This is a genomic window from Photobacterium sp. Ph5 (genome assembly GCF_022129445.1).
Taxonomy (GTDB): Bacteria; Pseudomonadota; Gammaproteobacteria; order Enterobacterales; family Vibrionaceae; genus Photobacterium.
In genome coordinates, this window is the sequence record NZ_JADQAQ010000046.1 from 13,240 (window position 1) to 35,303 (window position 22,064).

A 22,064-nucleotide genomic window follows, 5' to 3' on the forward strand; every position below is an offset into this window, starting at 1 on the left:
GGATTCTACCGAATTTAAACGCTACTCGCTATCTTTCGATGCGGCATTTATCAGCTTATCTGATGAAATAGGTGCGCCGAGAACTCGAATAAGGGTTGGCTTATATGCTGAATTACCATCTAAGCGTTTGGCATAATGCCGTGCAATCAGTAATCCTAACGTTGTCGCAATAACAGCAGAACTGATAACCCCCAGCTCGTTACTGTGGGCTAAATCAACAAATACCCATTGTCCCAATGCACTACCTAACAGTAAAAAAAGCAGTGGGAGCATATAGATTAATAAGGCAGAGCTTAACATACTTCGTTCAGATAAGCCGATTTCAACGACCTGCCCGATAGAAAGCGGCGATTGTGTCGCTATTTTTACATCATGGACACGACCAGGCATTGCTTTCGTCACAATGCCTGTCCCACAACTATCACGTGATGCACAATGACCACAGCTTGTTTGTTGCTGGCAACTTACCGTCACCATTCCGTTTTCAACTGCGGTCACCGTCGCTAAAGTGCGCATCATGACTAATTACCTTTTACTGCCTTATTGGGTGTCCCTTTAGTGTTATCGAAAGTGACACTTTCTGCAATCTGTCTTGCCGTTGGTGGCGGAATATCGCCGACAACCGTAATTTCTTTATTGTCTTTAACAATATTACTTAATGTTCGGCGGCCTTGACGAACCAGTTGTCCACTTAACGCATAGCTATCAATATCAGACACATACACAGAGAAGCTAAATAAGCCATCACTGTACATCCGACTTTCAACAGGCCGCTCAGTCATCAAGAGACGATGGCGATCACCTGAAATTAATTTAAAACCATCAGGTAACCATGACACTTTCCAATCAAGATTGGCTTTTTCTTGTACCGGTAATTTTACCACTTCTGGTAGTTTCACCGTTTTCAGCTTACTGAGCATTTCAGCCACTTTCGGATTCACCGCATAAGAAACGGCGCGAAATTGCTCTAATAAATCGCCATTTCGATCTAATAAATCAGCACGCATAACTAAGTGACTTAGCTGATCAACCCATACTAAATATGAGTAACGCTCACCGTCTTTTGGCGCAATACGGATAACATCGCAGGTAACTCCCGCTTCTCGTGCGCGTCCCATTGAAATGAAATCATAGTAATGGGCCAACTCTTGAATATTGGTCTTCATTAGCGGCATGATAGGTGCCACTATTTTCACACTTTTCACAGTGAACGGATCAAGACCTGGCTCAAAGTAGCTAACTTCATTACCGCGTTGAATAACTTCCTGAGGAGGTCCGCTTAAAAAGAGTAAATGGCTATAGCCTTGACCATCCTCAAGCGCATGTCGATAACGTAAGGTATCAATACTGTTCTTTTTTACACGAATGTAAGAGATTTCGTAACTCAGCTCTTGGCTTGCCTGCTCCATTTGAAGCAACAAAGCCTCTGCCGAAGGCTTTTCAGCTTCAGCAGAGGCTTGGAGTGGCAAAAGCAAGCTGACCAATGCGATCGCACCGACCAGAATCTTTTTCATTAATCCGCCACAGAATTATGTTGTTTAAGTAAAGAGTGATCAAGGCTGCCATCTTGCGCATTAAAGCGTAATTGCAACTCATAATCTTGCAACATAGAATTAATACGACGACGTTGCTCCATTAACTGCGCTTCAGTTGGTGCACGGTTCGTATTGCTTGCCATGTTAGTATTTAAACTTACCGGCTCCGCTTTACCTGTAAACGGAATCGTTTGTAGCACAGGCACATCATTACTTGTTGAACCTGAGCTATTCTCTTCACCATCGTATTGTTGTACGCCAACAATAACTGCTAAAGAGACACAAGCAGCAACGGCCACTTGGCCAAATTGAGTAAGCCATGCGGGTAACGTTCGCTTGGCTTTAAATGGTGTTGGTTGCTCTTCAATTGCTTGCGACATTGGCTCTGCAACAACCGCAACGGGTGTCTCTGCATGACCAACTGAATGGGCAGGTTCATCGTCTAACGCTAATGCGACATTCGCTGCAATATTCCATTCCTTGCATTGCGGAGCATCACCGCGTAACACATCACCAATTAAGGTGTAGTCACGCCATGTCAGCTCATCTTCTTTGTCAACAGTCAGCGCATTAATAATGCTCTGATCTAGCTCTTCGCCATCAAGTAATGCCGAGATCTTTTCTTTATCAGCCATTTTTTCCACCGTTGGGTGCAACATTATTGCTGCATGAGAGGACGGATACGTTTTTCAACCGCCTCACGTGCACGGAATATACGAGAGCGAACTGTACCTACTGGACACCCCATCACCTCTGCAATTTCCTCATAACTTAGACCATCCAGTTCGCGTAATGAGATTGCGGTTTTGAGATCATCTGGTAGCGCTTCAATCGTGCTAAAAACAACCCGCTTTAATTCATCTGACAACATTTGGTTCTCAGGGTTCGAAATTTCTTTCAGCGCACTACCACTTTCATAGTATTCCGCATCTTCTGCATCAACATCAGATGCAGGCGGACGACGCCCCTGAGCGACTAAATAGTTTTTTGCAGTATTAACTGCAATTCGGTAGAGCCATGTATAGAAGGCACTTTCACCACGAAATGTTGGTAACGCGCGATACGCTTTAATAAACGCCTCTTGCGCCACATCTGGTACATCACCAGAATTACTGACATAACGTGATACAAGGTTACAAACTTTGTTCTGGTATTTAATAACCAGAAGGTTGAAAGCTTGCTTATCTCCCCGCTGTACTCGCTCAATTAATACCTGATCAGTTTGCTGCTCGCTCATTCGAGCGTGTACTCCTATATCTGTCTTTACTCAATATTGCATTAGCTAAATAAAGCCACAAATACTTGCGTCAAGTGCTCTACCAAAATGCTATATCATAATTTGTTGGTGTAATAACGCTAATAAGCCGAGTGTCACCTTAAACAAATCATTGAGTTATGAAATATTTATGAGCATGAGCACTACTTATGACCGAAGGATAATGGCAAAGTTCCTACGCCCATTAAATAATTTTTGCTTATTATATTTATTTTTATATCACTGTGACTTATGCACGGTGTGTTAAATGAACACTATCTTACCTTAATTCACGATACTAACGGGCTTTTCAGCGTGAAAAAAGCAAAATTAATAACAACTTTTAGGATTATTGCGCGATATAACTTTTTTGTTATTCACCTTTAATCCCCATTAATTCACGCGTTGACGCTAGGTATAAAAATTATCATGCGATATATTTGAATACTTAATCGTTTATAAAATATTATTTGTCGTACAATTTTCATGCTAATTTGGTGTAGATTTGTTAGGATATGGGCAGATAACAAAAGGATATGAGATCTCGTATGAATCAGGTTCATCAACATAATTGCGACGTATTAGTTATTGGCAGTGGCGCAGCTGGCCTTTCATTAGCCTTACACCTTTCATCATCTGCCAATGTTACTGTGTTATGTAAAGGGCCTCTGAGTGAAGGCTCAACCTATTATGCCCAAGGCGGGATAGCTGCGGTATTTGATGAGGCCGACAGTATTGATTCTCATGTTGAAGATACGCTGATTGCTGGATCTCATTTATGTGATGAAGAAGTCGTTCGCTTTATTGCCGAAAATGCCAAAAGCTGTGTGCAATGGCTCATTGATGGTGGTGTTCCATTTGATCGTGAAGAATCAGATAAAGAAGGGAATCCTCGCTACCACCTGACATTAGAAGGTGGTCATAGTCACCGCCGCGTATTACATGCCGCCGATGCTACTGGCATGGCAATGCAAACCTCACTTCAAGATCAAGCTCGTAATCATCCTAATATTACGATTTTAGAACGCCATAATGCGCTCGATTTAATCACCGAAAAAAAGCTGAATCCAGATACCGAATCAAACCGCGTATTAGGCGCTTATGTGTGGAACCGTGATAAAGAAATGGTAGAAACACTGAGGGCTAAGTTCGTTATTCTAGCCACAGGCGGCGCTTCAAAAGTTTATCAATATACCTCTAACCCAGACGTTTCTTCCGGTGATGGTATAGCAATGGCGTGGCGTGCTGGTTGTCGTGTGGCAAACCTTGAATTCAATCAGTTTCATCCAACCTGCTTATTCCACCCTGAAGCCCAGACCTTCTTATTAACTGAAGCGTTGCGTGGTGAAGGGGCTTATTTACGTCGTCCTGATGGCTCTCGTTTTATGCCGGAATTTGACGAGCGAGCAGAGCTTGCTCCTCGTGACATTGTTGCCCGTGCCATTGACTATGAAATGAAGCGTTTAGGCGCTGACTGTATGTATCTCGACATCAGCCATAAACCAGCTGATTTTGTTAAAAAGCATTTTCCGACGATCGATGAAAAGCTGCAAAGCTACGGCATTGACATCACAAAAGAGCCTATTCCTATTGTGCCAGCCGCTCACTATACCTGTGGTGGTGTAATGGTTGATAAAAAAGGGAAAACGGATATTGATGGCTTATATGCGATTGGTGAAGTGAGCTATACAGGCTTACATGGTGCCAACCGTATGGCATCAAATTCACTGTTAGAGTGTGTGGTTTATGCTTGGTCAGCGGCAAAAGATATTCAAGCAAAAATGGACAATGTTACAACTCCACCAATGTTACCAACTTGGGATGAAAGCCAAGTAAGCAACTCAGATGAAGAAGTGGTGATCCAACATAATTGGCACGAACTACGTCTGTTTATGTGGGACTATGTCGGTATCGTGCGTTCAACCAAACGCTTAGAACGCGCCATGCACCGTATCGAATTGCTTAAAAGTGAAATCGATGAGTATTACAGCAACTTCCGCGTTTCAAATAACTTGCTAGAACTGCGAAATTTAGTACTCGTCGCAGAGCTAATCATTCGTTGTGCGATTGAACGAAAAGAAAGCCGAGGTCTTCATTATACCTTGGATTACCCAAATCTAGACGAGAATGCACAACCAACAGTGCTAAATCCAACTAATTGATATAATTAAATACAGACAAAAAATCCCGACAATATGTCGGGATTTTTCAATTGAATACTATCGTTTACACTGAATAACTGATAATCGCTTTATCTAACTCACCGGCCTGTTTAGCCACGATATTGGCAGCAATAACATTTTGATGCGCAATATCAGCATTACTCGTCGTAATGTCTCTTATTGATGTCACATTCATCGTAATGTCATCTGAAACCAGACTTTGTTGCTCAACTGCCGCAGCAATTTGCGTACTCATGTCCATAATCTGTTGCATATCTGTCATAATTAACGAGATTTTTTGCTCTGCATTATTCACCTGCTCAACACTCGCCTCTCCTTGCTCTCGACAATGGCCAATATGACTCACAACTTTCTCAGTCTGTCCTTGCAGAGAATGGATAATAGTTGTGATTTCTTCCGTTGATTGTCGCGTCCGTAGAGCTAAAGATCGTACCTCATCAGCAACCACTGCAAAGCCTCGTCCTTGCTCACCTGCACGCGCCGCTTCAATGGCAGCATTCAATGCTAATAAATTAGTTTGCTCAGCAATTGCCATGATCACATCTAAGACTGAACCAATATTTTCTGACAAACTGGATAAGCTCGACACTTCATGACTGGTATTTTCAAGCTCGATAGCAAGCGTACGAATACGCTCTTTTGTCGCACTCACTTCATCAATCCCTTGTTGAGCATTATGATAACTACGCTCTGCATTCTCAGCAGCGGCTTCCGTATTAGTTGCAATTTCGCGAATCGTCATCCCCATTTCAGTTATCGCCGTTGCAACTGAGTGGGTTTCTTGTTGCTGTTGCTGCATAGCCTCTTCGGTATCATGACTACGTTGTTTTAGTGCCCCAGAAGCATCACTTAATTGTTCAACCGCCTCTTTAACATTACCAATTAATTGTCGTAAGTTTGCTAGTAAGTAATTAAAATTCTCAGCCATTTGTGAAAATTCATCATTACCACTTTGATCCGCTTTCAAACTTAAATCATGGCTTTTAGCAATATTTGCCATCAACCCGCTTAAACTGTTTAATCGTCGTTGGATCGAGAGACTGATATACCACGACAAGCTCAGTACCACAGCCATAATAATAAGCACCACGATACTGGTTATTACTGTAATACGTTGCTTTTCTTCTGCAGCTTTCCGAACCAATTTTTCACTAACAATCGAAAATACCTTCTCAACATGATGTGATTGGGTGCGAATATCGCCTCGTAAGCCCTGATTATAAGCGAGCCCTATAATATTACGCTGCTTTAATACTGCATCGGTCGCAGAAAGAAATGCCTTAAATGCTATACCATAATCTCTAGTTAACTGTGTGCCGTTCTGCTCAATAGCCTCTTGGTAATCTGCCGCATATTGTAACTCTCCCATTAAAATAAATAATTTAGCGGTCTGTAATAACTGATAAAGCGTCGCTGTATTCGTCTTTTTTTCAGCACCTAGATGCGCCATCTTCTCTGCTGAGGCTAAAAATGTACGGTATTTACCTTGTGAGGTATCTAACCCTAAATCCTGATATGCCTGAATTAGAAGCAACATTTTTTGCTGATAATTATTTATTGCAACAGGTAAAGTTTCGAGCTCTAGAAGGGTGATATCAAGTTCATGAAGTTTTTGATTTAATTTTTCAAATTGATGATTAAATCGCGTAATATTTTGCTGAAATTTATCTCGATACTTAATGTCTTGGCGCATTAAAAAATCTTTTTCATTACGTCTTAAATTTAATAAGGTCACCTCTAATTGACCAATTTCTTGTACTGCAAGACCAATTTTTTCCACCCTTTGCTCCGCAACTTGGCCTATTAACAATACAGACGCTAAAGCGAGCACAGAAATTAGACTAAGTCCCATTAATTTATGTTTTATCTTCATTATTCATCCTCTGTTCTCGCCTGAATATTATTGTCTTTTCTATCAGTATTAACTTTTATCGACCAATGAAATAAAAATGTAATAAAAACTTTAAAAAAGAAGAGTTATCTGAACTCAAATCACATTCTCTATTGGAATAGCAACAATATTGGGTTGGCTTTAACGAGGTGATAAATGCAAATAGATGAACATTTTTATATGTCGATAATGGGGCTCTGCACAGCTATCACGCCAAACGATGAGCCAGCGATAAGATAATCCCTGTACTTTAAAAATGATCAACCAACGGGTTAATGGACGAGCATAAGTCACAACACCTCGTTGCTGTTGATAATAAATATCACCAACAGAAGATAAGCGGAAACGCCCTTGTAATCGATAACTGTATATCGCCGAATTAAGGTATTCGTCATATAGCTTCTCACACAAAATCAAAGCTATAGGTAGAATAAGTAATGAACTTGAGAATAAGAGGAATATAGCCACACACAAGTAAGCTACTGTTAATGTGGCTATTTGTAATTTAGAAGGGACTAAATAAAGATCAGCGTAATTTACTGTTGTTGTGAGCAACAATCATATCCACCATATTCGCATGGGCTTCATTGTCACTACGACCATGTTTCATCACCCATGTGAAAAGGTCTGGATCATCACAGGTTAGTAATGAGATAAAATCATGCTGATGTTGCTCTGATAAATCATCAAAACGCTCTTCAAAAAACGGCATAATAATCACATCTAACTCTAGCATTCCACGTCGACATGCCCATTTTACTCGTGCTTTATCTTCCGCACTTAACATATTTAACCTCGATAACTAGAACTACAAACCTATTTAATGCTGTAGATTTAAAACAAAGAGAAACAGCTATTTATAGTAGCAGTGACACCACTTGTCGACCATGCGCTGAAACAAGCAATCGTTAAAGATGAGACATTAGAACGATAAATACTCTCGCAATGACTCTCACCAGAATTCCACAACGAGACGATGGTTAATTATTTCATTTACTTGGTATACCATGTCGTAATAATGACAACATTCTGTGGACAGAGATATGAGTACTTGGTCAACAAATCTAACTTTTTCTCCCCTTGCTTTATCATCGCAAGAGCCTCTTCCTGCTTTAGCATTAAGTAAGCTTGATGACTGGGGGATGGTCACGTTAATTGGCGCTGACAGTAAAGCCTATTTACAAGGCCAGTTAACGTGTGATCTTGTATCACTAGAAACGGGGAAATCAACATTAGCAGCACATTGTGACGCTAAAGGTAAAATGCGTACCGTCATGCGTATTTTCCATATCGACAATGGCTATGGTTACCTTCAACGCCAAACAGTCATGGCAACCCAAATTCCTGAGCTAAAAAAATACGCTGTTTTCTCTAAAACCGACATTAATCAATCAACTGATGTGATATTAGGTCTTAGTGGTGAACAAGCTCAAAACGCGGTTGATAACTACTTTACAGGCATTGATGATGTCCGTCATAACGACACAGCAACCGCAGTAAAAGTAGATAACTTACGTTGGTTTATTATCACGCCAATTGAGCATGCTGAAACGGTTGCTCAACACTTTGCAGCTAACGCGACGCTAACCGACACTGCGTTGTGGAACTTATACGATATTAAAGCTGCACTCCCCCGTGTTGAAGCAGCAACTGAACTTGAGTTTATTCCACAAGCAATGAACCTTCAGGCAGTTAACGGTATTAGCTTTAAAAAAGGATGCTACACAGGCCAAGAAACGGTTGCCCGTGCAAAATACCGTGGTATTAACAAACGCACGATGTACATCGTGAGCGGTGAATCTACACAGTGCCCACAAGCAGGTGATGCACTTGAACGTAGCGTCGGTGAAAACTGGCGTAAAGGTGGCACGGTTATCACTGGCTACCAATTTAATGATCAACAAGCGTTAGCCTTAGTCGTATTACCAAACGATCTCGATGACGACGCACAATTTCGATTTGCATCACAACCTGATGCCATCTGGGAAAAACATTCATTACCTTACGCTTTAGATGATGACGCATAATTATATCGATACAACTGTTACCCGTTTTCTTGAAGATGAAGGGGTTGATTTTCGTCTTCTTCATCATAGCAAGCCAGCAAAAACCATTGAGGAAGCAGCTCAAGAGCGCGGTGTTGACCCAAAACAACTGGTCAAATCGATTTTGCTCAAAGATATGGCAGGATTTCATGTTTTAGCCTGTGTACCAGGACCGAATGCAGTTGATCCTAAGAAAGTCCGTGCGCTATTTGGTTGTCGTCGGATGACCTGTGCAGATGCTTCTGATGTTGAAAAAATCACAGGTTTAGTCATTGGGACTGTTGCACCATTAGGCTTAAAACGCCCATTACCCATTATTTTCGATCATCAAATAGAGCAGCATACTAAAGTGAACATTAGTAGTGGTGATCGTATGGCTGGGCTTGAGTTAGCTACCGATGATTTAGTGATTTTATGCGATCCTATGTTTGGTAATATTAGCCGAGACTGATCAATTAAAAAGTAAAGCCCCTAAAATAAGGGGCTTTAATTCAAACAAGTTAACTGGCTTTACTTATCTCATCACCTTCTAACCAGCCACCGTGTTCTTGCCGTGGGTGATAATGCGTTGGTAATTTTTTACTTCTTTGCGTCCATGGCGATTCTTTAATGGCTTTCGTCATGTCTTCATAGCCAGCCTCACGGCGTAAACGAATAGAGCGACGTGAGAATTCTGCATCACTTAATGGAATATGCCCTTTCAGTGGATCAAAGGTAATATGCACGATATCAATATGTCTACCTACTTTTAGTGACACCACATCAGGCACTTGTTCACTATCAACAATATCTTTTGCATGATATAAAATATGATCAAGATTACGCTTTGCTACGAGAGCTTCAATATGCTCACAAGAGCGACTTGCGTACTGGATCTCTTTTTCACGCCACAGCACTTCACTCATGGTTTGTGGTAACTCACCTTTCGCATTCCATAAATCAACCATAAAGACGAGTAAATCTTCATCTTTTTCAGCTAAATCTAAAATGCCATTGATCGGTGAATTTGAAACGCACCCGCCATCCCAATAATGGTCATCACCAATTTGAGTGGCAGGAAAACCCGGTGGTAAAGATCCACTAGCAACAGCATGAGCTGGTTGTAATGGCTGTGTATGACTATCAAAAAACACCAACTCCCCCTTGGTGACACTTGTTGCACCAACAGTTAAACGGGCTTTCTGTTGATTAATAATAGAGAAATCAGACAGGTCATCGATAGTTGAAAATAACGGGCTAGTATCATAAAAGCTGGTTGCTGATTCACCAGGTAATGACAACCATGGATTAATAATACGCGGTACAAAAAAGCCAGGTTGACCCATTGTTAATGCTTGAGATGCACTAAAGGTATTAAACATCGGTGCCATTGCTGGTAATAAATCAACATCAGTCTCAGGTCTTGATATACGATCCCAAAAGTCAGTCAATTTATTTAAACGATCTTCCGGCTTATTTCCCGCCAAAATGGCACTATTCAACGCGCCAATGGAAATGCCAGCAAACCAGTCTGGCGTATACCCCGCTTCTTCCAATGCTTGATACGCGCCAATATGATAAGCACCTAATGCACCACCACCTTGTAGAACAAGGCAAACCTTGGATTTTTTCATAGTACGTGTTCTAGCCATCATAATCCCTTTTTTCTGATAGGTCTGAATATCACTCTACAGATTAAAAAAGCATCGGCTTGATAAAAAAACAGATAATCGATATAAAACAAAGCGAACTCACAAGCTGTTTTTTATCAATTGCAATCGATTTCATATTTTATTGTTGCAATCAGCACTCTTTACAATTGTTATTTTGTTGTAACGATGACGCTCATTAATGCTATTTCTTACTAGGTATTCCACACTATGTCTGTCTCTTCTTCACATAAAAAAGATATCAACTGGCGTGGGATTGATCTCAACCTGCTGATCTCCTTTTCCGCTCTAATGGAAACACAAAGTGTTACGAAAGCCGCCAACAAACTCGCGATAGGACAATCGGCCATGAGTCATAATTTGTCTCGTTTAAGGAAACTCCTTGCCGATCCTTTGTTTGAACGTCAAGGGCACCATATGATCCCAACGCAAAAAGCATTAGAGCTATCTGTTACTGTTGAAAAAATTCTAAATTTGATCACTGGAGAGTTATTACAGCCAAGTACATTTGATCCAGCGTTATTTACTGGCACTTTTAAAATCGGCTTAACCGACTACGCAGAACTACTCTTTGCTCCTGCCATTTTTGATGCCATTCATACTTGCTCACCACATAGCCATCTCAGCTTCTTTAATGTCGATCGTCATAACTATCAAACCGTTTTCAATGAACAACAATTAGACTTAGTGATTGGCTCAATGACGAATATGGGCAAAGATATTAGCAGTCAATATTTATATACCGAAGATCACGTTTGTTTATTCGATAGTAAAGCAACAGGACTAAATGCTCCTATCACCATAGAGCAATATAGTGCGCATCCGCATGCCTTAGTTTCACCTGATGGGCAACTCATTACCCAAGTTGATGACCAATTAAAAAATCAGGCACTACAACGTCAAGTCGCGGTAGGTTCGCGTCACTTTTTGACCATTCGTCATTTACTTAAAGGAAGGAATTTACTGTGTGTGGTTTCTCGATTAATGGCACAATTAGATCTGTTTCATGATGATTTGACCCAATGTCCAACGCCTGTCGATATTGCTGATTTTGATATTCGATTATTATGGTTACATCGAAATGGTACTCACCCTCGGAATGAGTGGCTTCGTCAACGGGTTGCCAGTACGGTTATCAAACAAGTTCAACAACTCCAGAAACAATAACAGATAATAAAAAAGCAGAGTATGAATGCTCTGCTTTCTACGACTACTGACCCGATTGAGGTTCTTGAATTTGGTATAACTTGTGTTCGTCACAAGGTTCATCGCAGTTACATTCTTTATCAACACCCACGTTGGCTAAACCACCACAACTGCCTTTGATCGTCCGTTGTTTTAAAAACCAACCTATCGCCATCGCTAGAATAACAATTAGAAAAATACCTAGTGTTAACAAAAATGTGGTCATAACTTAAAACCGCCAATTTTTGTTAAACCACTAACTGCTGATAATGATAACATTCCAACTTTAGCAGCAGGGGCTTTCTTTTTACTGCCGCAACCACAGCCGCATGCGCCTTTTTCACGTTTACAATCACGACCTTGCTCTGCCGATGTTAACGCTTCTTTTACTACGCTACCTGATAACACATCAGCCAATGTTGTGCGTGGTGCAACTCGACTAACATTAAAGCCTGCCTTTAATAATCGAGCCAATGATCGCTGACCAATATTTCCTAAGACAATTTCAGACACGCCACATTCAACTAGTTGACGCTGGATTACTTTCTTATGCTTACAACCAAGTTCGCGACTACCTGTATTTTCAATTCTAGCGACTTGCTGTCCTTGTTGATCATAAATAACAAAAACAGCCGCTTTACCAAAGTGTCCTGCAACCTGATCACGTGGCGTTAATGCAATTGCCATCGACATAATTTTTCCTCACTCACTTAAACGAGTAATCACAACGAATATGATCACTTTTTTATCACTTATCAAACATGAAAGTATTCATGGGGTTGGGATATAACCGTCAAGTTCTAATGCCAACCCTTGAACTAACGCTTGCGCCACTTTTTTTCGTCCCGATGCCACAATATTGCCTAATGTTTGACGTGAGACACCAAGTTGTTTCGCCGCTTCTACTTGTTGTAAGCCTTGCATATCAACTAACCGAAGTGCTTCTAATTCATCGCTATCTAAACGTAATGACGCTAATTTTTTCATCGGTACGCCATTTGGTTTAAAGCAACTGTACGCTGGACGGCACCCTATTTGACGTTCAATCTTAGGCCTAGCCATACTTCACCTTACCTATCCAATCATGATGAATTATTGGCTTATGCCAAAAACTTTACTTTGATCTAGATGCAGAATAAGACACATTTTTTTATTATAAAATGAATAGGTAATTTATAAATTATCAAAATAAAATCCCAATATACCTACTATTAAAAGTTAAGAACTTCGAAGTATCATGCGGAGATAATGTCGCGAATAGAAGATAACAGACGTGAAGGTGGCGCGAACTACCTTTAAAAGTAGAGTTTGTTTATTTTATTCGATAATACATAAAACCTTAAAAACAGAATAATTATCTGATATTTTATTTTATTGTTAATTAATAAGTTAGATAGTTACATATCGGAAACAGCATATGCTAAATATGTCACAGAAGTGTCATACACAAACTGCTATACTTAGCGCCGTCAATAACCAGGAAGGTTGGAGTTAGCAGTATTATGCGGATGTTCAAACGCTACTTACCAAAATTAATCGCCAAACATATCAGTCGCTTATTTAGTGGTCGCCTCTACATTGACGGACGCGGTGGATACCATTTTGAAAATGGGTTACTGCTAGTCCCGATAAAAGCTGAGAAACGTCATTACGATACCGTAAATGAGGTGAACTTCGAGGTAAGACGCTTACGTGAAACCTACGAAGCGTAATCGCTAACTATAAAGCCCATATCATAATGGGCTTTTTTGATCTTATTCATCCTCTACAATAATGGTGGCGTAATCTTCCGCCATCAATAAATCATTCAGTTCGTTATCATCATTCACCCTAATCTGAAATAACCAACCGTCACCATAGGGATCACTATTGACGAGCTCTGGCGCCGAATCTAATTCATCGTTAATTGCAATCACGACACCAGACAAGGGTGCATAAATATCTGAGGCCGCTTTTACAGATTCAGCCATCGCACACTCTTCCCCCACATCAGTGGACGATTCAATGTCAGGTAATTCAACATAAACCATATCACCAAGCAATGACTGAGCATGATCTGTAATACCAATAGTATAAATCCCATCACCTTCAGAACGAATCCATTCATGGCTATGGGTATATTGTAATTCGAGAGGAACGTAACTCATTTTCACATCCTTATAAGAGCAGCGATAGCCTTTAAAGCGCTACTGTCACCATGTCAGATCTATATAAATTAACGCACATTATTTATGCCTGATATTTACTTTAGGTGAAAAAATCCATTTTGTTAGTCACGAAAAACAAAAAAAGTCACCATCAGGTGACTTTTTCAACATTCGATAACAAGCATGTTATTTTTCGTAGCGAGCAAGCTCTGGCAATTCACCACTCAAACCTAACGCTTTACGCATAAACTCGTCTTTCATACCCGGCGCTTTATCTGCCACTAACATACCGATATCACGTAATAGTTTTTTAGCTGGATTTGAACCTGAAAACAGATCTTTAAATCCTTGCATCGCAGTGATCATCTTCGCTGCTTCAGCCTTACGCCAACGTTCATATTGACGTAAATGCGCCTGTTTACCTATATCTTTATCTGCTAACCATAGTGCTTTGAGCTCTTGTGCCAAAGCCGCTGCATCCAGCAAACCAAGGTTTACTCCCTGTCCTGCCAATGGATGAATAGTATGTGCAGCATCACCGACTAACGCGACCCGTTCACGGACAAAATCACGCGCATATCGCATACGCAGTGGAAACGCTTGACGCTCACCTTCTACGCGACATAAACCTAAGCGATTATCAAATGCAGTCGTTAGATGCTGATTAAACAACTCATCAGACATATCACATAATTGCTTAGCTTCTTCTGGCGGTACAGACCACACAATAGAGCATAAATTAGGTTCAGATAACGGTAAAAAAGCTAACGGCCCTTGTGGACGAAAAATCTGTCGTGCCACTTTCATGTGTGGCTCTTGGCTACGAATATTGGCCACAATGGCACTATGACCATAATCCCAATGGGTTAATGGAATATCTAGTTGCTGACGTACCCAAGAATTCGCCCCATCAGCACCAATAACCAATTTCGCCGTCAGGTGTTTGCCAGAGGCTAATGTTAACCATGCTTCTGATTCACCAAAAGCAATGTTTTCACAACGCTCTGGAGCTAATAACGTCACATTACTGAGCTGTTTTATACGATCTAATAAAGCGAGCTGAATGACTCGATTTTCAACAATATGCCCCAGATCAGGCTGAGCTAATCGCTCTGCATCAAAATGAATTTGGGCAAAACTATCTTGCTCCCATACGGTCATTTCAGAATATGGGCTCATACGACGACTTGCAACCCCTTCCCAGACGCCTAAGCGACGGAAAATACGTTCACTGCCACGGCTTAATGCCGATACACGTAAATCAGGTAATGACTGCAATTGAGGATCAGGTAAATGTCCTTCAATAACGGCAACTCGAAGTTCAGTTTCAGCCAATGCTGCAGCTAACGTTAACCCCACCATTCCGCCGCCAATAATCGCGACATCAACACTTTGCATCATAGCTATCGTTCTACCTGTCCCATAGCACGACGCAATAGCGGTGCTTTTAATATGTTTGAAAGATTCATTGTAGCTAAACCGACATTTCGTCCAGCCGTCAGCAATGGATTATCGTTAGCAAATAAGTTTACCAATCCTGTTGTCATCATAATGGTATTTTGACGATCAGGCATACGGCGTTTTCGGTAATGCCCTAACACCTCAGGTAAACCTATATCGTTACCTTGTTGATGACCTGAAACGATCTCTTCAGCAAGCGTCATTACATCTCGAATACCGAGGTTAAACCCTTGTCCTGCGATAGGGTGTAATGTTTGCGCCGCATTACCAATCACTGCAAAACGATGCGATACAAGCGAGTTCGATTGACGAAGTAACAGTGGATAACACGAACGTTTACCCGTTTGAATTAACGCACCTAAACGCCACCCAAACGCTTGTTGCAGCTTGGCAAGAAACTCTGCGTCAGATAAATCCATGATCACTTGTTGTTGCTCTGGTGGTACACACCACACTAAAGAGCTTCGCCCTTGAGACATCGGCAGCAAAGCAACCGGACCATGTTCTGTGAAACGTTCAAACGCTTGATTATAATGAGGCTCAGAGGTTGTAATATTGGCAATAATGGCAGTTTGTTCGAAATCATAGTCTGAGCGACCAATCTTCACCAACTGACAACAATGAGAAATAGCCCCATCAGCAGCCACCAGCAATGACGCCTGTAAACATTCACCGTTATCAAGCTCAATAGTCGCGCGCTCTACGCTGCGCTCAATCTGCTTAACACTGGCTGGGCAATATAGATCAACATTTGCTAACTGCTGCAGTTTATGATGAAAAACTTCACCTGCATCAGCGAGTTCAATCACATAACCTAGCGCATCAACGGCCTGCTCCTGTGATGAAATACGGACTATGCCCGCATGACCACGATCTGAAACGTGAATATCGTTTATCGGCGTTGCAACATCACGCAAGGCTGACCACATACCAATGTTATCCAGTAAGCGTGTCGTGCCATACGATAAAGCGATGCTTCTTGCATCATAACCCGGATGAGTACCAAACTCAGGCATCACAGCTTCAACCACTGCAATACGTAATGAGTGACGGCTCAATACATCTAATGCGATAGCAAGACTCGCCCCTGCCATTGCACCACCAGCAATTACAACATCATAGTGCTTCACTATTTATCCCTTCACAAAACAACGTTTAGTGTAACGTTGGTTTTTCCTCTGCATCTTCAGCAACCGGACGCTGTCCTAATTCAGAATGACAACTCAATACACACATACGAACATGCTCAACAACTTGTTCAAATAAGGCTGCTTGTTCTTCCATATCATCATCTTCATCAATACCTAACTGAGCGATATCTTGAAGATCAGCTAAAGCTTCAGTGACAGCTTCAGACAATTGGTTCTTTTGGAGATCCATCAGTCCTAAACCAGAAATGAAGCTAGTTACCCATTCCGTTAAAGCATCTGCTCGCATCATTAATGGCTCATCATCATCTGGCATCAGTAATGAAAACTCAAAGCCACCACTAAACAGCTCATTCGCTGTTGTCGTAAACAAAGAACGGATCATTATTTTAGCACCGTCGGTTAATGGCTCACCTTCATTGGCATAATCACTAACAGGTCCAACCCAGCTTTCATCATCAATCGCTAAACCACCGCAAATCATGCCACTTAATAAACCATGTAATTCAGCAGGTGCCGCTGCAAGCCCTTGCTCTTTTAAGGCAGATTCAACAGCTTGGTATGTCGGTAGGGTTATTTCACTCATGGTTTATTACCTTTATTTTTAGATCAAACAACGAACAAAGCGCTCTATTGTTACTTTCACATTGCTATATCCACTTCATTTAGATAATTAAAATCAAGCAAACATCAATAATTACATTTTTACTGAATTTCTAAAGCAGAAATAACAATGGGTCAGTAACCGCCTGTGTTATGCTAACACTTAAGCTCTGTTCGGCAAATCATAACGCCGAGCATAACGTTCAATAGTTAACCAACCATCAATTTGGTGTGATTAATATCTGTTTAGTTAGAAACTATTGAGCACAAAGTGAAGTATAGCCGCTTGCATGTTGTAACCTGTTTTCCTATGATTTGGCGATAAGCAAAAGCGGAATGAATACCCATTAAGCATGGAGCAAACCGAAGATTTATGAGTACTCAGGCTGTAGAAATTCAAGTATTCGGCAGAAACATCAAAGTTAACTGTCCAACTGGTCAAGAGGATGCACTTCGTGCTGCTGCTTCTGATTTTGACCAACGCTTGAAAGATATGTCAGAGCGCACTAAAGTATCCAATGTAGAGCAACTGTTACTCTTTACAGGGCTTAACATCTGCAACGAGTTACATGCAGAGCGACTAGAACATAACGGAAATGCTGGAAATTTATCCAACAAGATCAATGCACTAGAAGAAAAACTAGATAAAGCATTGCAAAATTATCCAAAGCGTTGATAATGAATTTACCCTGGGGTGTGCGTCAGTGAATGAACGTCCCCGAGCCGATAAGCAAATACCCAGGATCTGCTTTTATTAGCTATTGAGCATGCTCAGCTCGACTGAGAAGCCTACGGTTAATGTTGCCGATCCACCTTGAACGTCTGGTTCAAGGGCCTTATTTCGCAACGGCACCTTGGGGAACTCTCCTGTTTTACTTCCAATTTCAATAGCATCTTCATACAATTTAGCAAAATCCCCACTCAAGGATTGAGCCAAATGACACCACACTTTGTATCCTCACGCCAAAAGATCAGACAACAGATCCGTCTACAACGACAACAACTTCTCCCCGAACAACAAACACACGCTAGCCAACAATTACTTAAACAAATCCAGCAATGCCAACAATTTATTGCTAGTCAACATATTGCGCTTTATTTGACCAATGACGGTGAGATCAGCACTCAACCCATTATCGACTGGTTATGGCAAAATGAAAAATCGGTTTACCTACCGGTTTTGCATCCTTTTAGTAAAGGGCACTTGTTATTTCTTCGCTACACCCCTGACACCTCTATGCGTAAAAATCGCTATCAAATTTTAGAGCCCACTCTCGATGTGCGAGCAGTAAAACCGGTTAATGAATTGGATGTTATTTGCACCCCACTGGTGGCTTTTGATAAATCAGGTCAACGATTAGGTATGGGAGGAGGCTACTATGATCGTACTCTTAGCCAATGGCATCAGCATAAACAAGGCCCTTACCCATTAGGATTAGCCCATGATTGCCAACATGTAGAACAATTGCCAAGCGAACAATGGGATGTACCTTTACCAAAAATTATTACCCCATCGAAGATCCATTGTTGGTAACAATACCAATGCAACTATCAAATTAACATGATTAAGCAATCGTTTACCTTGGTTTCAATAAAAACGAACAATCTAACCAATTGTTATAAATAACCTTATGTTTTTATTTCTTATTTTTCATTGTGATAGTTAATAATCACACTGACTAACTATCGCCAATTAGTTATAATTAGCATCAACGCTTAATCGGCGTATTAGTCATAACGAGGAGAATGGCATGACACAAGATGAAATGAAAAAAGCAGCAGGTTGGGCGGCACTTGAGTACGTACAGAAAGGAACAATTGTAGGTGTAGGTACTGGCTCTACGGTTAATCACTTCATCGATGCCTTAGCAACTCGTAAAGAAGAGATTAAAGGCGCAGTTTCAAGCTCTGTGGCTTCCACGGAACGTCTTGAACAACTAGGTATTAAAGTGTTTGATGCTAACGAAGTGTCTTCTCTTGATATTTATGTTGATGGTGCAGATGAAATCAATGCAGATTACGATATGATTAAAGGTGGTGGTGCTGCGCTTACTCGTGAAAAAATTGTCGCTGCAATTGCGAACAAATTTATCTGTATCGTAGATGACACCAAACAAGTTGACGTATTAGGTCAATTCCCACTACCTGTTGAAGTGATCCCTATGGCACGCTCTTTCATTGGTCGAGAGCTAGTTAAGCTTGGTGGCGATCCTGCATACCGCGAAGGCGTTGTGACCGATAACGGTAATATGATCCTTGATGTCTATAACATGAAAATCACCGATCCTAAAGCAATGGAAGATAAGATCAACGCCCTACCTGGTGTTGTAACTGTTGGTCTATTTGCTCACCGAGGCGCTGACGTATTATTGGTTGGCTCACCAGACGGCGTTAAAAAATTCGAAAAATAATCGCTTATTACTCGAAATGATAAAACGCTATTGTTTGCGTTATAAATGTTATTTCCTTTCAAAACGGCATAGCTTATTGATTCTAATTCTAGCTTATGCCGTTTTTTATTATCTTTTTTGTAATATTCTTACCCATAGTGGCTATTTTTTGATACTTTATTAAACAGCTATTAGCAAACGTTTAACCATTTCGCTACTGTGGCAGTAAAAAAGACATTTCACCACCTGACATTTCTTTGTTTTACATTCAGTTAGCTGCGTTTTTAAGGATGAGAACCATGGCCAAAGTTTCACTCAATAAAGATAAAATTAAAATTCTATTATTAGAAGGACTACACCCTTCATCTCTAGAAGTGCTACAACAAGCAGGCTACACCAATATTGAATACCACAAAGGATCACTTGCTGGTGAAGAGCTACTAGAAGCCGTAAAAGATGCCCACTTCATTGGTATTCGCTCTCGTACACAATTGACGCCAGAAGTCTTTGCTGCTGCAAAAAAACTAACCGCCGTAGGTTGTTTCTGTATTGGTACTAACCAAGTTGATTTAAACGAAGCAATGCGTCGCGGTATCCCCGTTTTTAACGCACCGTTTTCAAATACCCGCAGTGTTGCTGAGCTTGTATTAGGTGAACTTCTTCTTCTTCTTCGTGGTATTCCAGAGAAGAACGCAAAAGCACACCGTGGTGAATGGCAAAAATCAGCGGATAATTCATTTGAAGCGCGTGGTAAAACACTGGGGATTATCGGCTATGGTCATATTGGTACTCAGCTAGGTATATTGGCTGAAAACTTAGGTATGCGTGTTTGTTTTTACGATATTGAAAGTAAATTAACCTTAGGTAACGCAACACAAGTCGCATCGTTAAGTGAGCTGTTAAATAAATCTGATGTGATTTCACTGCACGTACCAGAAACACCTGATACACAAAACATTATGGGTGCTGAAGAATTTGCACGCATGAAGCCTGGGTCTATTTTTATTAATGCAGCACGCGGTACAGTCGTGGATATTGATGCGCTTTGTAGTGCGTTAGAAAGCAAGCATATTGCAGGTGCAGCAATTGATGTATTCCCTGTAGAGCCAAAAACCAATAACGACCCATTTGAATCACCACTTCTACAATTTGATAACGTTATTTTGACGCCTCACATTGGAGGCTCAACCCAAGAAGCACAAGAGAACATTGGTATTGAAGTGGCTGGTAAACTAGTGAAATACTCAGATAATGGTTCAACGTTATCGGCGGTTGGTTTCCCAGAGGTATCACTACCTGAACACCGTGGCTGTTCTCGTTTACTTCATATTCATGAAAACCGACCGGGGATCTTAAATCAAATCACCACTATCTTTGCATCAGAAGGCATTAACATTGCCGCTCAGTTCTTACAAACAGGGGCTGAAATTGGCTATGTCGTGATTGATGTTGAAACTGAACGTTCAAAAGAAGCGCTGGCAAAACTGAAAACAATCGAAGGCACGATTCGCGCTCGCATTTTGCACTAATTGCTAATAATTAATGACCTCAACATGATAGTAAAAAGGAGAGCTGAGGCTCTCCTTTTTATTTCGTATGCTTAGTCTAATTACTTCGCTAATTTAAATATTACATTTACACTGTCTGAAATCACAATGTTGTTATCACTGTAGCTTTGATTTACGGCAGCTGAATTTTCATCGCTTGCATACATCATTGGTGCACTTCTCATACCATAAGGCATTGGACGAGCATTAGTGTTGTAATCTATCTGCCAAACACCTTCGACTTTATCACCAAAACCTTTCGCTAAGGATGCTGCAACTTCTTTAGCATTCGCTATTGCCGCTTGACGTGCTTCATCTTGATACTTCTTCTGATCCTTTACTTTCAAAGTAATGTTATTAATTTGATTAATACCATCACCTAATGCGTCATCAAGATAAGTGTTTAAATTTTCCAATTTGTAAACCGTTACAACAACATTACGAGTCGCTTTAAAGCCTGTAAATTCTGGTGCTTTGTCTTTCGGGTAACGGTACTGTGCGGAAAGAGAAATATTTGCACTATTAATATTTTTACGCTCAACACCTGCTTTGGTCAAACGCTCTATAAACTTAGTCACCGCTTGATCTGCAGCTTGCTTTGCTTCTGACGCTGTTGGCTTGGTTGCGACAACATCAACAGAGAATACTGCCATATCAGGCTTCACCACCACTTCACCGCGCCCTGTTGTTTCTAAATGAGGAAATGATAGATCAGCGGCAACAGCGCCTGTAGAAATAAGTGCACTGGTACTTAATAATATAGCTAATAGATGTTTTTTCATTATCAATCCTCGCTAACAAAGAGTTATTTTTATTTATCGTAGTCGTGAGATAAATAATCTATGTAGCTTTGACCACAAAAAAATGAAATCTATCCCCTATTACATCATTTATTTTGAACATTGTTCCTTTATGGCTAATTAATCACTATTTCGATGTTTTATTGATAAAAAAATGGGGCCTATTAGGCCTAATGCCGATCAGTTAAGACAAAAATGATCAGTTGAACGATCCTATAGATGTGT

25 protein-coding genes and 1 other RNA gene are annotated in these 22,064 nt (G+C 40.8%); 10 read left to right on the plus strand and 16 right to left on the minus strand.

Translation table 11 applies throughout. The features are described 5' to 3' along the window. Window positions 1-21 precede the first annotated feature (21 nt). From I3259_RS15820 to rpoE, 4 genes are read right to left on the minus strand one after another with little or no spacing between them, the layout of a single operon-like run. Complete coding sequence (locus tag I3259_RS15820) at window positions 22-519, minus strand: SoxR reducing system RseC family protein (protein WP_238030562.1); 498 nt, start codon at window positions 517-519, stop codon at window positions 22-24. A gap of 2 nt (window positions 520-521) precedes the next feature. Beyond that, window positions 522-1,514 (minus strand): sigma-E factor regulatory protein RseB, encoded by a 993-nt coding sequence (gene rseB, locus I3259_RS15825; protein WP_238030564.1) that lies wholly within the window; start codon window positions 1,512-1,514, stop codon window positions 522-524. Beyond that, window positions 1,514-2,170, minus strand: coding sequence for an RseA family anti-sigma factor (locus tag I3259_RS15830; RefSeq protein WP_238030565.1), 657 nt, complete (start codon window positions 2,168-2,170; stop codon window positions 1,514-1,516). Before I3259_RS15830 ends, rseB begins: the two co-directional genes overlap by 1 nt. A gap of 23 nt (window positions 2,171-2,193) precedes the next feature. After that, the gene (rpoE, locus tag I3259_RS15835; RefSeq protein WP_005371428.1) at window positions 2,194-2,772 is read right to left on the minus strand and encodes an RNA polymerase sigma factor RpoE; all 579 of its coding nucleotides are present in this window, start codon (window positions 2,770-2,772) and stop codon (window positions 2,194-2,196) included. Window positions 2,773-3,338: 566 nt separating this feature from the next. On the opposite strand from rpoE, the gene nadB reads away from it, so the two are divergent. After that, window positions 3,339-4,952 carry an L-aspartate oxidase gene (gene nadB, locus I3259_RS15840; protein WP_238030567.1) on the plus strand — a complete coding sequence of 538 codons (1,614 nt, stop codon included), beginning with the start codon at window positions 3,339-3,341 and terminating at the stop codon, window positions 4,950-4,952. Between the two features lie 64 nt (window positions 4,953-5,016). On the opposite strand, the gene I3259_RS15845 is transcribed toward nadB, so the two are convergent. From I3259_RS15845 to I3259_RS15855, 3 genes are all read right to left on the minus strand, one after another. Continuing rightward, entirely contained in the window at window positions 5,017-6,846 is a 1,830-nt protein-coding gene (locus I3259_RS15845; RefSeq protein WP_238030568.1) for a methyl-accepting chemotaxis protein, read from the minus strand. Between the two features lie 159 nt (window positions 6,847-7,005). Continuing rightward, on the minus strand, window positions 7,006-7,422 hold the full coding sequence (locus I3259_RS20305) for a protein YgfX (RefSeq protein ID WP_346769455.1): 417 nt from the start codon (window positions 7,420-7,422) through the stop codon (window positions 7,006-7,008). Then, entirely contained in the window at window positions 7,391-7,651 is a 261-nt protein-coding gene (locus I3259_RS15855) for a succinate dehydrogenase assembly factor 2 (RefSeq protein ID WP_238030572.1), read from the minus strand. Before I3259_RS15855 ends, I3259_RS20305 begins: the two co-directional genes overlap by 32 nt. A gap of 256 nt (window positions 7,652-7,907) precedes the next feature. Between I3259_RS15855 and ygfZ the strand changes: the two genes are divergently transcribed. Both ygfZ and I3259_RS15865 read left to right on the plus strand, forming a co-directional pair. Beyond that, on the plus strand, window positions 7,908-8,891 hold the full coding sequence (ygfZ, locus tag I3259_RS15860; protein WP_238030573.1) for a tRNA-modifying protein YgfZ: 984 nt from the start codon (window positions 7,908-7,910) through the stop codon (window positions 8,889-8,891). Next, the gene (locus I3259_RS15865; RefSeq protein ID WP_238030603.1) at window positions 8,881-9,360 is read left to right on the plus strand and encodes a YbaK/EbsC family protein; all 480 of its coding nucleotides are present in this window, start codon (window positions 8,881-8,883) and stop codon (window positions 9,358-9,360) included. The genes ygfZ and I3259_RS15865 overlap by 11 nt, the downstream gene beginning before the upstream one ends. Before the next feature lie 49 nt (window positions 9,361-9,409). On the opposite strand, the gene I3259_RS15870 is transcribed toward I3259_RS15865, so the two are convergent. Next, window positions 9,410-10,540, minus strand: coding sequence for a patatin-like phospholipase family protein (locus tag I3259_RS15870; RefSeq protein WP_238030575.1), 1,131 nt, complete (start codon window positions 10,538-10,540; stop codon window positions 9,410-9,412). Window positions 10,541-10,768: 228 nt separating this feature from the next. Here I3259_RS15870 and I3259_RS15875 point away from each other — a divergent pair, with 228 nt between their 5' ends. After that, a complete protein-coding gene (locus I3259_RS15875) occupies window positions 10,769-11,725 on the plus strand; it encodes a LysR family transcriptional regulator (protein WP_238030577.1) in 957 nt (318 codons plus the stop codon). A 43-nt stretch (window positions 11,726-11,768) separates the two neighbouring features. Here I3259_RS15875 and nqrM read toward each other — a convergent pair whose 3' ends face one another. The 3 genes from nqrM to I3259_RS15890 all read right to left on the minus strand — a co-directional run bounded on the left by nqrM (window position 11,769) and on the right by I3259_RS15890 (window position 12,805). Next, a complete protein-coding gene (nqrM, locus tag I3259_RS15880; protein ID WP_238030579.1) occupies window positions 11,769-11,969 on the minus strand; it encodes a (Na+)-NQR maturation NqrM in 201 nt (66 codons plus the stop codon). Further along, a complete protein-coding gene (locus tag I3259_RS15885; protein ID WP_238030581.1) occupies window positions 11,966-12,436 on the minus strand; it encodes a NifB/NifX family molybdenum-iron cluster-binding protein in 471 nt (156 codons plus the stop codon). Before I3259_RS15885 ends, nqrM begins: the two co-directional genes overlap by 4 nt. A 78-nt stretch (window positions 12,437-12,514) precedes the next feature. Beyond that, window positions 12,515-12,805, minus strand: coding sequence for a DUF134 domain-containing protein (locus I3259_RS15890; protein WP_238030582.1), 291 nt, complete (start codon window positions 12,803-12,805; stop codon window positions 12,515-12,517). Between the two features lie 440 nt (window positions 12,806-13,245). On the opposite strand from I3259_RS15890, the gene I3259_RS15895 reads away from it, so the two are divergent. After that, window positions 13,246-13,455: a DUF1107 domain-containing protein gene (locus I3259_RS15895; RefSeq protein ID WP_238030584.1), complete on the plus strand. Its 210-nt coding sequence runs from the start codon at window positions 13,246-13,248 to the stop codon at window positions 13,453-13,455. Between the two features lie 42 nt (window positions 13,456-13,497). Here I3259_RS15895 and gcvH read toward each other — a convergent pair whose 3' ends face one another. The 4 genes from gcvH to I3259_RS15915 all read right to left on the minus strand — a co-directional run bounded on the left by gcvH (window position 13,498) and on the right by I3259_RS15915 (window position 17,085). After that, window positions 13,498-13,890 (minus strand): glycine cleavage system protein GcvH, encoded by a 393-nt coding sequence (gene gcvH / locus I3259_RS15900; protein ID WP_238030586.1) that lies wholly within the window; start codon window positions 13,888-13,890, stop codon window positions 13,498-13,500. Window positions 13,891-14,076: 186 nt separating this feature from the next. Beyond that, complete coding sequence (locus I3259_RS15905; protein WP_238030588.1) at window positions 14,077-15,291, minus strand: FAD-dependent 2-octaprenylphenol hydroxylase; 1,215 nt, start codon at window positions 15,289-15,291, stop codon at window positions 14,077-14,079. A gap of 2 nt (window positions 15,292-15,293) precedes the next feature. Continuing rightward, the gene (gene ubiH / locus I3259_RS15910; RefSeq protein ID WP_238030590.1) at window positions 15,294-16,481 is read right to left on the minus strand and encodes a 2-octaprenyl-6-methoxyphenyl hydroxylase; all 1,188 of its coding nucleotides are present in this window, start codon (window positions 16,479-16,481) and stop codon (window positions 15,294-15,296) included. 25 nt (window positions 16,482-16,506) lie between these two features. Beyond that, entirely contained in the window at window positions 16,507-17,085 is a 579-nt protein-coding gene (locus I3259_RS15915; protein WP_238030591.1) for a YecA family protein, read from the minus strand. Window positions 17,086-17,475: 390 nt separating this feature from the next. On the opposite strand from I3259_RS15915, the gene zapA reads away from it, so the two are divergent. The 5 genes from zapA to serA all read left to right on the plus strand — a co-directional run bounded on the left by zapA (window position 17,476) and on the right by serA (window position 21,021). After that, entirely contained in the window at window positions 17,476-17,778 is a 303-nt protein-coding gene (gene zapA, locus I3259_RS15920) for a cell division protein ZapA (protein WP_238030593.1), read from the plus strand. 7 nt (window positions 17,779-17,785) lie between these two features. Then, a non-coding RNA gene (gene ssrS, locus I3259_RS15925) (6S RNA) lies at window positions 17,786-17,967 on the plus strand. 72 nt (window positions 17,968-18,039) lie between these two features. Next, window positions 18,040-18,636 (plus strand): 5-formyltetrahydrofolate cyclo-ligase, encoded by a 597-nt coding sequence (locus tag I3259_RS15930; protein WP_238030595.1) that lies wholly within the window; start codon window positions 18,040-18,042, stop codon window positions 18,634-18,636. A gap of 217 nt (window positions 18,637-18,853) precedes the next feature. Next, window positions 18,854-19,513 (plus strand): ribose-5-phosphate isomerase RpiA, encoded by a 660-nt coding sequence (rpiA, locus tag I3259_RS15935; RefSeq protein WP_238030597.1) that lies wholly within the window; start codon window positions 18,854-18,856, stop codon window positions 19,511-19,513. A 278-nt stretch (window positions 19,514-19,791) separates the two neighbouring features. Further along, on the plus strand, window positions 19,792-21,021 hold the full coding sequence (gene serA, locus I3259_RS15940) for a phosphoglycerate dehydrogenase (protein WP_238030599.1): 1,230 nt from the start codon (window positions 19,792-19,794) through the stop codon (window positions 21,019-21,021). Window positions 21,022-21,101: 80 nt separating this feature from the next. On the opposite strand, the gene I3259_RS15945 is transcribed toward serA, so the two are convergent. Next, window positions 21,102-21,821 carry an oxidative stress defense protein gene (locus I3259_RS15945; protein ID WP_238030601.1) on the minus strand — a complete coding sequence of 240 codons (720 nt, stop codon included), beginning with the start codon at window positions 21,819-21,821 and terminating at the stop codon, window positions 21,102-21,104. Window positions 21,822-22,064: the final 243 nt, after the last annotated feature.

Coding starts and splice junctions, on each gene's coding strand:
- I3259_RS15905 (WP_238030588.1), bottom strand. CDS start 15,291: ATGATGCAAAGTGTTGATGTCGCGATTATTGGCGGCGGAATGGTGGGG.
- zapA (WP_238030593.1), top strand. CDS start 17,476: ATGAGTACTCAGGCTGTAGAAATTCAAGTATTCGGCAGAAACATCAAA.
- ygfZ (WP_238030573.1), top strand. CDS start 7,908: ATGAGTACTTGGTCAACAAATCTAACTTTTTCTCCCCTTGCTTTATCA.
- rpoE (WP_005371428.1), bottom strand. CDS start 2,772: ATGAGCGAGCAGCAAACTGATCAGGTATTAATTGAGCGAGTACAGCGG.
- I3259_RS15855 (WP_238030572.1), bottom strand. CDS start 7,651: ATGTTAAGTGCGGAAGATAAAGCACGAGTAAAATGGGCATGTCGACGT.
- I3259_RS15870 (WP_238030575.1), bottom strand. CDS start 10,540: ATGGCTAGAACACGTACTATGAAAAAATCCAAGGTTTGCCTTGTTCTA.
- I3259_RS15890 (WP_238030582.1), bottom strand. CDS start 12,805: ATGGCTAGGCCTAAGATTGAACGTCAAATAGGGTGCCGTCCAGCGTAC.
- I3259_RS15945 (WP_238030601.1), bottom strand. CDS start 21,821: ATGAAAAAACATCTATTAGCTATATTATTAAGTACCAGTGCACTTATT.
- rpiA (WP_238030597.1), top strand. CDS start 18,854: ATGACACAAGATGAAATGAAAAAAGCAGCAGGTTGGGCGGCACTTGAG.
- gcvH (WP_238030586.1), bottom strand. CDS start 13,890: ATGAGTTACGTTCCTCTCGAATTACAATATACCCATAGCCATGAATGG.
- I3259_RS15885 (WP_238030581.1), bottom strand. CDS start 12,436: ATGTCGATGGCAATTGCATTAACGCCACGTGATCAGGTTGCAGGACAC.
- I3259_RS15915 (WP_238030591.1), bottom strand. CDS start 17,085: ATGAGTGAAATAACCCTACCGACATACCAAGCTGTTGAATCTGCCTTA.
- I3259_RS15930 (WP_238030595.1), top strand. CDS start 18,040: ATGACACCACACTTTGTATCCTCACGCCAAAAGATCAGACAACAGATC.
- I3259_RS15845 (WP_238030568.1), bottom strand. CDS start 6,846: ATGAAGATAAAACATAAATTAATGGGACTTAGTCTAATTTCTGTGCTC.
- I3259_RS15875 (WP_238030577.1), top strand. CDS start 10,769: ATGTCTGTCTCTTCTTCACATAAAAAAGATATCAACTGGCGTGGGATT.
- I3259_RS15865 (WP_238030603.1), top strand. CDS start 8,881: ATGACGCATAATTATATCGATACAACTGTTACCCGTTTTCTTGAAGAT.
- rseB (WP_238030564.1), bottom strand. CDS start 1,514: ATGAAAAAGATTCTGGTCGGTGCGATCGCATTGGTCAGCTTGCTTTTG.
- nqrM (WP_238030579.1), bottom strand. CDS start 11,969: ATGACCACATTTTTGTTAACACTAGGTATTTTTCTAATTGTTATTCTA.
- I3259_RS15830 (WP_238030565.1), bottom strand. CDS start 2,170: ATGGCTGATAAAGAAAAGATCTCGGCATTACTTGATGGCGAAGAGCTA.
- serA (WP_238030599.1), top strand. CDS start 19,792: ATGGCCAAAGTTTCACTCAATAAAGATAAAATTAAAATTCTATTATTA.
- I3259_RS15820 (WP_238030562.1), bottom strand. CDS start 519: ATGATGCGCACTTTAGCGACGGTGACCGCAGTTGAAAACGGAATGGTG.
- nadB (WP_238030567.1), top strand. CDS start 3,339: ATGAATCAGGTTCATCAACATAATTGCGACGTATTAGTTATTGGCAGT.
- I3259_RS15895 (WP_238030584.1), top strand. CDS start 13,246: ATGCGGATGTTCAAACGCTACTTACCAAAATTAATCGCCAAACATATC.